The organism is Oceanospirillum maris DSM 6286, from assembly GCF_000422865.1.
Classification (GTDB): Bacteria; Pseudomonadota; Gammaproteobacteria; order Pseudomonadales; family Halomonadaceae; genus Oceanospirillum; species Oceanospirillum maris.
In genome coordinates, this window is sequence record NZ_AUGW01000003.1 from 68,996 (window position 1) to 82,926 (window position 13,931).

General features: G+C 45.5%; 12 protein-coding genes. 1 reads left to right on the plus strand and 11 read right to left on the minus strand.

The annotated features are described in order from the left end of the window. Window positions 1-28: 28 nt before the first annotated feature. From betA to G517_RS0100325, 6 genes are all read right to left on the minus strand, one after another. Window positions 29-1,705 (minus strand): choline dehydrogenase, encoded by a 1,677-nt coding sequence (gene betA, locus G517_RS0100300; RefSeq protein WP_028302729.1) that lies wholly within the window; start codon window positions 1,703-1,705, stop codon window positions 29-31. Between the two features lie 18 nt (window positions 1,706-1,723). Continuing rightward, on the minus strand, window positions 1,724-3,187 hold the full coding sequence (gene betB / locus G517_RS0100305; RefSeq protein WP_036589963.1) for a betaine-aldehyde dehydrogenase: 1,464 nt from the start codon (window positions 3,185-3,187) through the stop codon (window positions 1,724-1,726). Between the two features lie 95 nt (window positions 3,188-3,282). Further along, window positions 3,283-3,909 carry a transcriptional regulator BetI gene (gene betI / locus G517_RS0100310; protein WP_028302731.1) on the minus strand — a complete coding sequence of 209 codons (627 nt, stop codon included), beginning with the start codon at window positions 3,907-3,909 and terminating at the stop codon, window positions 3,283-3,285. A 423-nt stretch (window positions 3,910-4,332) separates the two neighbouring features. After that, entirely contained in the window at window positions 4,333-5,409 is a 1,077-nt protein-coding gene (rluF, locus tag G517_RS17150) for a 23S rRNA pseudouridine(2604) synthase RluF (RefSeq protein WP_051205764.1), read from the minus strand. A 183-nt stretch (window positions 5,410-5,592) separates the two neighbouring features. Then, window positions 5,593-5,943 carry a DUF805 domain-containing protein gene (locus G517_RS0100320; protein ID WP_028302732.1) on the minus strand — a complete coding sequence of 117 codons (351 nt, stop codon included), beginning with the start codon at window positions 5,941-5,943 and terminating at the stop codon, window positions 5,593-5,595. Between the two features lie 462 nt (window positions 5,944-6,405). Beyond that, window positions 6,406-7,695: an NAD(P)/FAD-dependent oxidoreductase gene (locus tag G517_RS0100325; RefSeq protein WP_028302733.1), complete on the minus strand. Its 1,290-nt coding sequence runs from the start codon at window positions 7,693-7,695 to the stop codon at window positions 6,406-6,408. A gap of 181 nt (window positions 7,696-7,876) precedes the next feature. Between G517_RS0100325 and G517_RS0100330 the strand changes: the two genes are divergently transcribed. Continuing rightward, complete coding sequence (locus G517_RS0100330) at window positions 7,877-8,443, plus strand: 1-acyl-sn-glycerol-3-phosphate acyltransferase (RefSeq protein WP_028302734.1); 567 nt, start codon at window positions 7,877-7,879, stop codon at window positions 8,441-8,443. A gap of 59 nt (window positions 8,444-8,502) precedes the next feature. On the opposite strand, the gene G517_RS0100335 is transcribed toward G517_RS0100330, so the two are convergent. The 5 genes from G517_RS0100335 to exaC form a co-directional block, all read right to left on the minus strand. Next, a complete protein-coding gene (locus tag G517_RS0100335; protein ID WP_028302735.1) occupies window positions 8,503-9,198 on the minus strand; it encodes a YoaK family protein in 696 nt (231 codons plus the stop codon). A 146-nt stretch (window positions 9,199-9,344) separates the two neighbouring features. Continuing rightward, entirely contained in the window at window positions 9,345-10,448 is a 1,104-nt protein-coding gene (locus tag G517_RS19870; protein WP_051205766.1) for a GGDEF domain-containing protein, read from the minus strand. 121 nt (window positions 10,449-10,569) lie between these two features. Then, window positions 10,570-10,737 (minus strand): DUF2496 domain-containing protein, encoded by a 168-nt coding sequence (locus G517_RS20385; RefSeq protein WP_084631984.1) that lies wholly within the window; start codon window positions 10,735-10,737, stop codon window positions 10,570-10,572. A 206-nt stretch (window positions 10,738-10,943) separates the two neighbouring features. Then, the gene (gene yiaY / locus G517_RS0100350) at window positions 10,944-12,077 is read right to left on the minus strand and encodes an L-threonine dehydrogenase (RefSeq protein ID WP_028302736.1); all 1,134 of its coding nucleotides are present in this window, start codon (window positions 12,075-12,077) and stop codon (window positions 10,944-10,946) included. Window positions 12,078-12,173: 96 nt separating this feature from the next. Beyond that, window positions 12,174-13,694 (minus strand): acetaldehyde dehydrogenase ExaC, encoded by a 1,521-nt coding sequence (exaC, locus tag G517_RS0100355; RefSeq protein ID WP_028302737.1) that lies wholly within the window; start codon window positions 13,692-13,694, stop codon window positions 12,174-12,176. Window positions 13,695-13,931: the final 237 nt, after the last annotated feature.

Here is a 13,931-nt window from a genome sequence, read left to right on the forward strand (position 1 = left end):
AGAGCTTGCCAGAACGTCCAAGAGCTTTTTAGCGCTGGCTGTTTTCATAGTCAGGATGAATCCAGACCGGCACATGGGCTTTAGAGAGCGGAGCCTTGTTTAGAATCATATCTGCGGCTTTTTCCGCCACCATAATCGTCGGCGCATTCAAGTTGCCGTTGGTGATGGTTGGAAATATAGACGAGTCCACCACTCGAAGGTGCTTAATGCCCCGCACGTTACAGCCCGCATCCAGTACCGCCATAGGGTCGTTATCATGACCCATTTTGCAGGTGCAAGAGGGGTGATAGGCACTTTCTACATTGTCTCGAACCCAAGCATCAATTTGCTCATCGGTCTCAATAGCGTAACCGGGCTGAATCTCGTTACCACGGTACTTTTCCAACGATTTTTGATTCAGAATTTCTCGGGTCAAACGGATACAGGCGCGCCAATCTTCAATATCTTGTGGCTCAGAAAGATAATTGAACAGAATGCTGGGTGCTTCATAGGGATCAGCGCTTTTAATATGAATACGGCCTCGGCTAGCGGGTTTATTCGGGCCAACATGCACTTGAAAGCCGTGGCCTTTAAAGGCTGCTTGGCCGTCATAACGCATAGCGGCGGGCAGAAAGTGATACTGAATATCCGGCCATTTCAGCCCTGCACGGGAGCGGATAAAAGCACAGGATTCAAAGTGATTTGTCGCACCCAAGCCATCTTTTAACAGAATCCAGCGGGCACCGATTAAGCCCTTGCTGATGAGGTTCAGCTTAGAGTTCAAAGAGATTGGCTCTTTACATTGGTACTGGAAATAAACTTCAAGGTGATCCTGTAGATTCTCTCCCACACCGGGAAGATCTTTAACCACCTGAACGCCTGCTTTCTCCAATATTGCTTTAGGGCCGATGCCGGAGAGTTGTAGCAACTGCGGCGAGCCAACGGAGCCTGCGGCAGAGATCACTTCCCGATAGGCATTAACGGTTTTGATTTGGCCTTTATGCTCAAACTCTACACCGGTGGCGACAGGGTTGTGGCCTGTTGTATCGGTAGTAATCTTACGGCTGTGCACGCCGGTTAGCACCGTTAGGTTAGGGCGCTGCATGGCCCGGCGTAGATAGGCATTCGAGGTTGAACTACGGACACCGTTTTTAACCGTCATATGCATGGGGCCAAAGCCCTCTTGACGGTAACCGTTGTAATCCTCGGTATAGCTGTAACCCGCATCAACACCAGAATCAATAAACGCCTGATATAATGGATTAAGGGACATATTATTGCCGTTACAGGTTCCTACAGGGCCGTTACCGCCACGATAATCATCCGTGCCCTTTTCCCATGTTTCGGCGCGCTGAAAGTAAGGTAGGCAGCTTTGATAGTCCCAGCCATCAGCGCCTTGCTCCGCCCATTGATCAAAATCACAGGCGTGACCCCGAACATAGACCATGCCATTGATCGAGGAGGAGCCACCAAGGGTTTTACCCCGAGGCGTGTGCAATGAACGATTGTTGACCCCAGGCTCTGGCTCGGTATGAAACTGCCAGCAAAGGCTTTCAGTGTTCATCGGGAAAGAAAGCGCCGTCGGCATCTGAATAAAAATGCTTTTGTCACTGCCGCCTTTTTCCAATAAAAGCACGGTATGTTCGCCGCTTTCGGTCAAACGATCAGCCAGTACGCAACCGGCTGAACCTGCCCCTATAATGATGTAATCGTATTCTTGCTTCATATCGTTACAGATCCTGCCCTAATAAGGACGTTCCAGTTCACCGGTTTCAACAAAAACGCTTTTGGTTTGAGTGTAGTGGTATAGGGTTTCGATACCGTTCTCACGACCCACACCCGATAATTTATAGCCCCCAACAGGCATCTCTGCTGGAGAAGCCCCCCATGTATTAATCCAGCAAATACCGGCTTGAAGTCGATTAATAACCCGATGGGCACGGCCTAGATCTTTGGTAAATACACCCGCCGCAAGGCCAAATTCGGTGTTATTGGCACGGGCCACAACCTCATCCTCATCGCTAAAACGCAGTACCGACATCACAGGACCAAAGATCTCGTCGATCACTTGAGGCATATCATCGGTGCAATCAGCAAAAACGGTTGGCTTAACAAAAGCGCCTTGATCAAGACCGTTTTCTGTGGCTTGCTCGCCACCGCAGATTAAGCGTGCGCCAGCTTGTTTGGCCGCTTCGATATAACCAAGAACTTTCTGCATATGGTCTTTGGAGATTAAGGCACCCACCTGAGTATCAGGGTGTGTTGGATCACCAATAATCATCCGCTCGGTACGGATTTTTAACTCATCAAGGAAGGTATCGTAGAGGCTGTCGTGGACAAAAACGCGGGTGCCGTTGGTGCAGACTTCACCCTGAGTATAGAAGTTTGCCAGCATAGCACCGGATACGGCTTGCTCAACCGGAGTGTCAGGGAAGATGATCAAAGGCGATTTACCGCCTAGTTCCATCGTTACCTGTTTCAAGGTTTTAGCAGAATCTCCCATCACCGCTTTACCGGTACCGCATTCACCGGTGAAGGATACTTTTGCAATCTCAGGGTGAGCGGTCAACATCTGACCAACGCGAGCATCCCCTTGAATCACATTAAAAACACCATCCGGTACGCCTGCTTCCGTATAGATTTCTGCCAACTTTAATACGCTTAACGGGGTTTCTTCCGAAGGCTTAAAGATCATCGCGTTACCTGCTGCCAATGCAGGAGCTGATTTCCAGCAGGCGATCTGAATCGGATAATTCCAAGCACCGATACCGGCACAAATACCCAAGGGTTCTCGGCGGGTGTAGAAGAAGTTTTGCTCATTCAGCTGCTGATAATCACCCTGAATTTTATCCGCCAGACCGGCGTAATATTCGATCACATCCGCACCGGTGACAATATCTACACAGTTCGCTTCTTGAATCGGCTTACCGGTATCCAACACTTCCAACAGAGCCAGTTCATCATTGCGCTCACGCAGTAGCGCAACGGCTTTATGTAAAATACGGCTACGCTCAATACCGGTCATCGCCGCCCACTCAGCCTGACCTTTTTTCGCCGATTCAACGGCTGCGGCCATCGTACCGCTATCAGCTTGAGCAATCGTTGCGATAACATCGCCATTGGCTGGGTTGATACTGTTAAAGGTTTCCGCTGGCGCTTCTGTCGCATAGCGGCCATTGATGTAGTGCTGTGTTAGCGATGCAGTCATAGGATCTAAACCTGATAAGTCGATGTGAAAATAGATGTTATATACGCCGTTACGCAATAGAGGCTAACAGTGACGGATAACCGATCAACGTCGCTTTAATTATGCGGGTCGCAACTGCTTAAGTAATCTTGCCAAACAGAATCCGGTAGCCGGTGCTTGAGGTAATCCAAAATCAAGCGTTCCGCCAATGCCTTGTCGATACCATTAGGGGAAAGTGCGCCCCGTAGCCAAATTCCGTCGATTAACGCCGCAACGCCTTGGGCGATAAAAGCCGCCTCATCATGGCTAACCACTTGCTTAAGCTCATAACGCAAATAAGAGAGCAGTCGTTGCTCATTAACTCGCTGTAAGCGATGGAGCTGAGGCTTATGCATGGAATGAGACCAAAATGTCAGCCACGTTTTTACAACCTTGCTATCTAATTGCTTAGGGTCAAAATTACCTTCTACCACCGCAATAATACGGGTAAGCACATTGTCATTTTTAACTTGAGCCAGCCGCTCACTAATCGCCGCAGCAAGATCCCGTAGCACAAAGCGCATGGTTGCTTCTAGCAAACCATCTTTTCCACCGAAGTAATGATTAATAATCGCAGGGGATACGCCCGCATATTTCGCGATCATCGCGACACTGGCCCTGTGTAAACCCACATCGTTAACCGCTTCCATCGTGGCATTAATCAACTGTGGCCTACGGATTTCAGGCATGCCTACTTTTGGCATTTAACCGGCTCCCTGTTTTTTCTTAAATGAACGTTTAATTAAAAATGACAGATTAACGGCAACCCTGCAAGCAAAAAATCATTAGTGGTCTAATCTAATAAAAAGCAGATAAAGTAAAATGAAGACAAAATCTGGAAATGATCAGCTAAAATCTTAAAAATGTGGTTATGGTGGTAAATATTAGAATTCGTATCTTTTAATAGATACTTTTGCGATTAAAGGATTTTATAAGTACCTTAATACAAAACAAGATAAGACAGAGCAGGGTAAAAAGCCTAACGGGACAAGAAAAAACAGAGGAATAGAAGATCATATAATGAGAGAAAACGAGAGAAGACATGAAAAAAAGCGAGAAAGAGAAAGCCTATAAAAAAGGCCTGAATATTCAGGCCTTTGATAGGGTAGAAAAGATATGGCAAAAAATCAGCCCCGACGAGCGGGCTTTTTACCTTTAGATACAGCGCCGCCTACTCGCTTAGCTTTAGCAACCCCAGCTCTACCACCAGCAGCAGGTCTACCGGCGCTTTTTACGGTAGGTCTACCCGCACCTTTTCCGGCAGCAGGCCGCTTGCCTTTTGCTGCAGTTTTTCCAGCCCCCTTTACAGCAGGTTTGCCCGCACCTTTGGCCGTACCCCTTCCGGTAACAGGTCGCTTACTTGTTCCTTTAGCGTTTTGGCCCTGACCGCTTCCGCGATTGCCTGAATGACGGTTACTGTTCTTACTATTATTACTGTTACTACTAGACGGTCGCTGCTTACGTCTACCTTCCGGTGCTTCTGAAGAGGAGTTCTCGACCGATTTCAGTAGGGTGCTAAGTTCTTCTTCGGTTAGATCACGCCAGTCACCAACGGCTAGCCCTTTCAAGCTAACGTTCATAATACGTACCCGCTCAAGCTTGACCACATCATAGCCAAAGTATTCACACATACGACGAATCTGGCGGTTTAACCCCTGAACTAACGTCATGCGAATCACGTTAGGCGCTTCCTTGATGACTGGGCATTTTTTCGTCATGGTTCCAAGAATCGGCACACCATTACCCAATCCCAACACCGCTTCGTCACTAATAGGGCGATCCAGTGTTATGAGGTATTCTTTCTCATGATTATTGCCCGCCCGCAGCACCTTGTTAACCAGATCGCCATTACTGGTCAAAAAGATTAAGCCCTGGGAGTCTTTATCAAGTCGGCCTATGGGGAAAATACGGGTACTGTGATTTACAAAGTCGACGATATTGTCTTTTTCTGTACTCTCGGTCGTACTGACAATACCGACAGGTTTGTTCACGGCGATAAAGATAAAGTCATCGTGCTCTGGCGGTTCAATAAGCTGACCGTTGACCTTAACCGTATCACCGTGACTCACTTTGTCTCCGATTTGAGCACGCTTACCATTAATATAGACGTTACCTTGCTCAATAAAACGATCCGCATCTCGGCGGGAGCAGATACCGCTTTCACTGATGTATTTATTTAATCGGGTCAAAGAAAGATTCAGCATATAAAGTCATCTTAAAACAGTGGAAAATGCAGGCTTAGCGACAGAAAAATAGGACAAGACACACAGCCAGAGCGAAGACGGCTAAGGATATAGCAGTTGCGATAAATTGCCAGTCTGGCCGGTGCCTATATTGATTCTGTCAAAAGATGCATTTTTTGGCTATTTGATCGATTTAGTCAAACGCTAAACTCCGCCAACAGCTTTCGGGTTTGGCCCAAATTTATTATCGTCATGGCTATCTTTAACAAAGAAAACAATGAGTACGATAGCGCCAATTAAGGGAACAAGTAAGATCAACTGCCACCAGCCAGAGCGACCAGTATCGTGCAGCCTTCTTGCTCCAACACTGATCGTTGGAACAAATAAACCAAGAGCAAAAATAGTTGAAAATACCGGCGCACCTATAACCGTATCGACTACCGTTAATACGATATAGAAAATAAAATAGAAGAGATAAAACATCCAATATTCTTTTCTTGTGCTACGCCCGTTAAAATCTGCGTACTGCTTAAGTGCTTTAATAAAATATTCCATTTCTAATTTTCCTTGCCTTTAACAAATAATGTTTAGAACCTAAAGCTACAAATGGTTGTAGATGAAACGATCTTCTTTATGCGGATATTGATCCATGCACGAAAACAAATAAAAATTTGTATATCGAGACAGACACAAGGAAGGGATTGATTAGAAAGGAAAATTCCATTTTCTGATCTCACGGCTTCCATGCTAAACGCGCTATTTTGTTCTCTGCCTTAAGAACGTCTATGAGCTTATTACCTTAAGCACATACTCCATAAATCCTTTGCCCTGTATACTACACTAAGCCTAATTACTAGGACAGTTGTGAAAAACAATAGACTATAAATTAGTTATAAATTAAAAAGCCGAATATCAAATATTCGGCTTTAAATAAGAACTAACAAAGTCATCAACATCATGCACTGACATCAGTGTAGTGCTTTAATGCTTATGCGCTAGGATTATGGAACCCTATAACTAATGCAGTTTCATCTTAGGTCGTACTACTTTGCCTAACTTTTCTGCCAAAATCACCATAATGGCTTTAGGCCAGCCGTGAATTGCAATTTGATGCATACGGTACAACGAAATATAAACAAACCGTGCAATCCGCCCTTCAATAAACATACGATCACCGGTTAGGTTACCCATCAAGCTGCCAACCGTGCTATAGCGACTTAAGTTAACCAATGAGCCGTGGTCTTTATACAGATACGGTTGCTGAGGTTCATTTTTATACACGGCGCTAATATTACGAAATACGCAGCTGGCCATCTGGTGGGCCGATTGCGCCCTAGGAGGCACAAAGGAGCCATCCGGCAGTTCACAGGCACAGCAATCACCAATAACCCAGATATCATCAAAACCTTTTGCTTGCAGCGTCGGATGCACTAAAATTTGATTATTGCGAGTGGTCTCAAAGAGGCCCAACTGACGGATAAAATCAGGGGCTTTTACTCCCGCCGCCCAGATCATCATATCGGCGCTAATGGCTTCACCATCAGCGGTAACAAAGCCGTCTTTGTTAGCAGAAGCGACTCGCACCGATTCCCTTACTTTTACGCCAAGACGAACAAGCTCTTTGCGGGCAGAAAGGGAGATACGATCGGGCAGAGCGGGAAGAATCTTTGGCCCTGCTTCAATCAGGCTGATCTTAAGCTGCTTGGCAGTCATTTGCGGCAAACCATAAGATTTTAGTAGGTCAGTCACGTGATAAAGCTCTGCTGATAGCTCCACCCCTGTTGCACCGGCACCAACAATAGCGATATTTAACTCTTCATCTGTCGCTTTCTGATTAATACGCAAAAAATTGTTGATCAGCGCATGATGGAAACGCTCCGCCTGAGCATGGGAGTCTAAGAAATAACAGTGTTCGGCAACACCTTCGGTGCCAAAATCATTGCTTACGCTACCGATACTCAGCACTAGCTTATCGTAGGAGATATGCCGTTCGGGCAAGACTTGATCACCGTCACTATCAAAAGAGGCGGCTAACGTGACCCTTTTTGCAACAGCATCAAGCTTACAGAACTCTCCTAGCTGAAAATTATAGCTGTGCCTTGCAGCATGTGCGTGGTACACAACACCATCGATACTGGTATCCAGAGACCCCGTCGCAACTTCATGCAGTAGAGGCTTCCAAATATGAGTCCTGTTTTTATCGACTAGGGTTACTTTTGCCTTACCCTTGCGCCCAAAACGACGCCCCAACTGCGTTGCTAGCTCTAAGCCGCCAGCACCGCCCCCGATAATAAGAATATGTTCCATGATTTTTTCCTTACTAATGATATGGGGCTAAACAACCTTATGTTATTTACGCCCATATCATCAATGAGTTGCCGCGTCTCATTAAAGATCAGGTTCTAGCTGTCGATGGCCTGCGGACTCTATATAATAGCGCCTATTGATGGTCAGACTGATATACCTTTAACCGGATTTTCATAGCCCTATGCCAAAAACGATATTCACGACTCCTGTTGTTCGTCATTTATTTTACGGACTATCCGTTATTATTTTAAAACTGGCGGGGTGGAAGGCTATAGGAAACCGCGACAGCATTCCCGATAAAGCCGTATTTGTCGCGGCACCTCATACCACTAACTGGGATCTGCCCTTTGCTTTAATGCTGTCTTTCCAACTAAAGCTGCCTATTTACTGGATGGGGAAAGCCTCTATCTTTAGGTTCCCATTTGGCCGCTTAATGCGCTGGTTTGGAGGGATTCCCGTAGAGCGTAATCGGTCAACTAATTTGGTTGATGGGATGATTGCGCAATTTGATCGGACAGAATCGTTATTGCTGGTTATTGCACCAGAGGGGACGCGCAAAAATGTTGGCGAGTGGAAAAGTGGTTTCTACCATATGGCTCACGGTGCAAAAGTACCGCTGGTGTTAGGTTTTGTAGACTACCCTAATAAACAAGGTGGCGTAGGGCCGTTGTTTTATACCACCGGAGATTACAACGCAGATTTAAAAGAGATTAAAACCTTTTACCAGCCATTCAAGGGCAAACATTAGGTTCTGTTATTACCTTCCAAATTAAATATCACCTTCACATTAAATACTAAAACCCCAAATTAAGACGACTTCTGGCGGTTCTCCAGTTTACGGTGATACTTGAACCAGTATTGACGGTACAGTCGGTAATTAAGCGATAAAAAAAGACAGATACCACTTGGTAATAAAAGCGCCTGAAAGCCGACATGCTCAAACAGCAGGCCACCGCAGGCACCCCCGAGCATAAAACCAGTGATTAAGAGCAAAAACAGTATGGCCTTGCGCTGGTCAAAGCCTTTACCTTTTAAAAAGCGTCCTAGCATAATACCCAAATCAGTCATGATACCGGTTAGGTGCGTTGTGCGAATCACCGCACCACTGTAAGTAGTGGCTAGCGCATTTTGCAAACCGCAAGCCGCCGATGCCAAATAATGCCCATACAGCTGCCCTTGATTCAAAAAGTAGATGGTTGCTAACAGCAGCAGTGCCTCAATCAATAGTAAAGAATCATAATGGCGACCTAATTTAAGCGAGTTACCATGAAGAAAAATCCCCGAAATCACAGCCCCGATAAGAAAGCTCACTAACACCCCTAAAAGATGGATCGCATCTAAAGGTGAGGTTGACCAATGGGTTGCCATCAATGTGGCCGTGCCGGAAACATGGGATACAGCCTGATGCTTAAAACCTAGCAGGCCAACAGCATTAACACTGCCCGCTATAAATGCCAAAATAAAGGCACCATACTCAACCCACTTGGGTAATCGAGAGATCAAAACTACCTCCACAAATAAACATTACACCACCAGAGCTTGCGACAATATCCTATCAGGTGAGCGTTGTTGTAGCTTTGCCTTACCTAAATTCCTGTCCTGACAGCTATTTCTAGCGTAACGCTACGTTTTGAGTGGGCTCTACGCTTTTAGCATGACCCTAGCTTTGGCGCCGTATCGGTATAAATACGGTTTCGACCGGCATGCTTAGCGGCATACAAGAGTTTGTCGGCTCGCTCCAATAAAATATCTTGGGGTTCTGCCTGTTTGGCCGCTATAAGGCCGGCACTAAAAGTAATAGAGCCATGGGCAAGCTCTGCTTCATTCAACTGGTCTGACAACTTTTGGTAACAGGTTAATGCCTGCTCTGAGCCAAACGGCAGCAATAAAACAAACTCCTCACCGCCTAACCGTACGGCAAGTCCCTTATGTTCTAGCGCGATAGTATTCAATAAGCTTGAAAACTGACAAAGCACTTCATCCCCGTAACTATGCCCCCACTGATCATTCAACTTTTTGAAATGATCAAGATCCAATATACCTAAGGAAAATACGAGGCTTTCCTGTTGATAGTTACGAATATAACGGTCCATAGCTCGACGATTATGTAAACCTGTTAACGCATCTTGTTCCGACAGAACCCTAAGCTGTTGCGCCAAAGACTCTGCCTTATCGCGCTCTAATCGGTAGCGTTGAGAATAGCTTTTCATCATCAGCAACAGCAATAAACAAGTAACGACAAAACTAAAGCTTAAATCCAACGCTTTAGCTAACCCGTTAGGGTAGGTAAACACAAGTTCAGGCCGGTACAAATCTAGAAAAACTAAAGCTAACGGTGTGACAATGGTTAAAACTTGCCCGATTGTCCGGTAAACGCCAAAATCTCTAAAAGCAACACTAATATAGGCAAGGGTACAAAGGTTCAGAAAATAGGTTGGCCCAGAAAGTCCTGCATTATAAACCCAGTTGAAAGGCAAGGCGACTAGGGCCGTTAAAAAGATAAAAACGATCGCCATTGTATGGTATTGACGTTGCCATCGAGAAAAATACCAAATAACAAGAGTTGTTAAAAAGACTGAAAACTGGATATAGACGAGTATAATATCAGAGGTTTTTAACAGAAAATTAAAAACACTACAGGCTAAGTAACCCACTCCGCCCAATAATAATACGCCGTGGTGAGTATGCTGGTAAGGTGAGAGTTTACTGCCTAGTAAAAAAAATAAAACTCGATCCTTGAAAGATTTTTGCATCTTAAAGCCTTGCTAAATCGATGTCCGGTGAAATGCATCAACGGATCATCCTATTTTGAATGGCACCGGTTCATGCTGATGCTTAAAAAGCAAAAAACTATATCATAAATAAATGAAAAACCTAATACTCAACGTTCCCCTTCGCCTCTAACTGCAATTTCCGGTGAATATCTTTTACTACAAGCTCTAAGGCCTGTTCAGCGACCTTATTGCTAATAGCATTTTTTTCAAGTAGTTCAATTAAATCAACGGCAAGTTTTACATGGTCGGGAGCTGTCGACAATGACATATCGGTTCCTGCTTAAAATTCACTGATCGGTTAGTTCGGTTGGCTTATCATGCCGATGCTACCACAAACATCAATAATGCTTTACCGCTATTAAGCATAAAATAATAAGCAAAAAATAGGCAAGGAAAAGTAAGAGGAGAAAAGAAAAGAGAAAACCCAACAAGCCAGCTAAGCTGACTTGTAGGTTTTATTACGGCGATTAAATATTACCAAGCATCACGGAAAATTTGTTCAATCTGTTCCTGAGAGGCTTGAATAGGATTGGTCAAACTGCAGGCATCTTTTAAGGCATTTGCAGCTAAAAGCGGAATATCATCTTCTTTAGCGCCAAGATCTTTTAGACCTCTTGGAATATTAACCTTATCTTTCAACGCGTTAATTGCCTTAATTGCAGCAGATGCACTCGCATCTTGCTCTCCAAGGGCCGTAGCAATATCGGCTAAGCGTGCTCCAGCAACTTGAGCATTAAAGGCTTCAACCGCAGGTAAAAGTACCGCATTACAAACGCCGTGGGGGAGGTCATAGAAGCCCCCTAGTTGATGAGCCATCGCATGCACATAGCCTAGCGATGCGTTGTTAAACGCCATACCCGCTAAAAACTGAGCATAGGCCATCTGCTCCCGTGCTTCCATATCACCCCCGTGCTCTACAGCTCTAGGCAGATACTGAGCAATAAGCGTGATCGCTTTGAGCGCACAGGCATCGGTAATAGGCGTTGCAGCGGTGGAAACATAGGCTTCAACGGCATGTGTTAACGCATCCATACCGGTCGCAGCGGTAAGATGACTGGGCATCCCCACCATAAGATCAGGGTCATTAACCGACAGAATAGGTGTGACGTGCTGATCAACGATCGCCATTTTAATATGACGCTCTTCATCGGTGATAATGCAGAAGCGTGTCATTTCACTAGCGGTTCCGGCGGTGGTATTGATCGACACAAGCGGAAGCTGCGGAAGAGCTGAACGGTTAAGGCCTTCATAATCATGGATTCGGCCGCCATTGGCGGCCACCAATGCGATACCTTTGGCGCAATCATGGGGCGAACCGCCCCCCAGTGAGATAACCAAATCACACTGGGCTTTCTGTAACAGCGCCAGCCCTTCTTCAACATTAGAGCTGGTTGGATTAGGTTTAACATGGTCGTAAATTGTAACACCAACACCCAGTGCCTCAAGCTTCTGTAGTAGATCCTTCGCACTTGGCGTCGCAACAAGAACTTTATCCGTCACCAAGAGTGCGTTTTTAAAGCCTCTCTTGCCTAACAATTCAATCGCTTGGCCTAAAGCACCCTGTCCCATTAAATTGATTGCTGGAATATGGAATTCTGTAACACTCATCATCTATCTCCTTTTTGATAGGTTGTTGGCATTCCTTGATAAAGAGAATGCTGACATCCCTTGATAAGCTGCCCGCTTAGCGGGCTATCTGGCAGACTAGAAGAAGCCTAGTGGGTTGATGTCGTAACTGACGAGCATATTTTTTGTCTGCTGATAGTGATCCAGCATCATTTTGTGGGTTTCACGGCCTACACCAGATTTTTTATAACCACCGAAGGCTGAATGAGCAGGGTATAGATGGTAGCAGTTAGTCCATACACGACCCGCCTCAATACCGCGGCCCATACGGTATGAAAGATTCATATCACGGGTCCAAACACCAGCACCTAGGCCAAATTCAGAGTCATTGGCAATAGCTAGTGCTTCAGCTTCATCTTTAAAGGTGGTCACAGCAACGACAGGGCCAAAGATTTCCTCTTGGAAAACCCGCATATTGTTCGTGCCTTTCAATAGGGTTGGCTGAACATAGTAGCCACTGCCCAGCTCTTCCGGTAACTGCTCTTTGTTACCACCGATCAACACTTCTGCGCCTTCATCACGACCAATATCAAGGTAGCCCAGAATTTTTTCGTACTGTTCTTGGGAAGCCTGAGCGCCCACCATCGTTTCTGTATCTAACGGATTACCCCGTTTAATTTGACCGGCACGCTCTACGATTCTCGCAATAAAGTCATCATAGATATCTTCTTGAATCAGTAGACGAGAAGGACAGGTACAGACTTCACCTTGGTTAAAGAAGGCAAGAACCGCCCCTTCAACGCATTTGCTAATAAACGCTTCTTCCTGATCCATAATATCGTTGAAATAGATATTAGGTGACTTACCCCCTAGCTCAACGGTTGAAGGGATAATATTCTCAGCGGCACATTTCAGAATATGGGAGCCAACAGGGGTGGAGCCAGTAAAGGCAATTTTTGCGATACGGGTAGAGGTTGCTAAAGCCTGGCCTGCTTCGGCCCCAAAACCATTAACAATGTTTAGCACCCCTGGCGGTAGAAGGTCTTGAATCAGCTCCGCCATAACAAGAATCGATGCCGGAGTTTGCTCTGCAGGTTTTAGCACTACACAGTTACCCGCCACAATCGCTGGAGCCAATTTCCACGCCGCCATTAATAGCGGGAAGTTCCAAGGAATAATCTGACCCACAACACCTAACGGCTCATGGAAGTGATAAGCAACGGTGTTACCGTCAATTTCACCCATGGTGCCTTCTTGGGCACGAATACAACCGGCATAATAGCGAAAATGGTCAACACATAGCGGTACATCAGCTGCTAGGGTTTCACGAACGGCCTTGCCGTTATCATAGGTTTCAGCAACAGCAAGTAACTCAAGGTTTGCTTCTAAACGATCTGCAATTTTCAATAAAGCATTAGAGCGTTCTGTTACCGAGGTTTTACCCCAAGCCACTTTTGCCCCATGGGCGGCATCAAGCGCCAAGTCGATATCTTCTGCTGTTGAGCGGGGAATCTCACAAATTTCCTGACCATTAACAGGGGAGGTATTGGTGAAATATTGACCTTTAACCGGTGCAACCCATTCGCCACCGATAAAGTTACCGTAACGTTTTTTGAAGTTTACAATAGCGCCTTCTGTTCCAGGTTGTGCGTAGATCATCTTAATCGCCTCTATTTTGTTTTTGTCGTTAAAGGTCTTAGCAAAAAACTGCAGTAACACCTTTAGGGCATCATCGTTATTCATTAACAGCCTGTGTGCTGCTTCCTAAATATGTCTTCATCATGGTGGATAGTCTTCGTCTCAAACATGGCACTTTAGGGTTTAAGAATTAGTACTTTAGTACTGCTTTTATAGGACAGTGCTAATTTGCCACTTTAGATAAAGAGGTCTACAGTC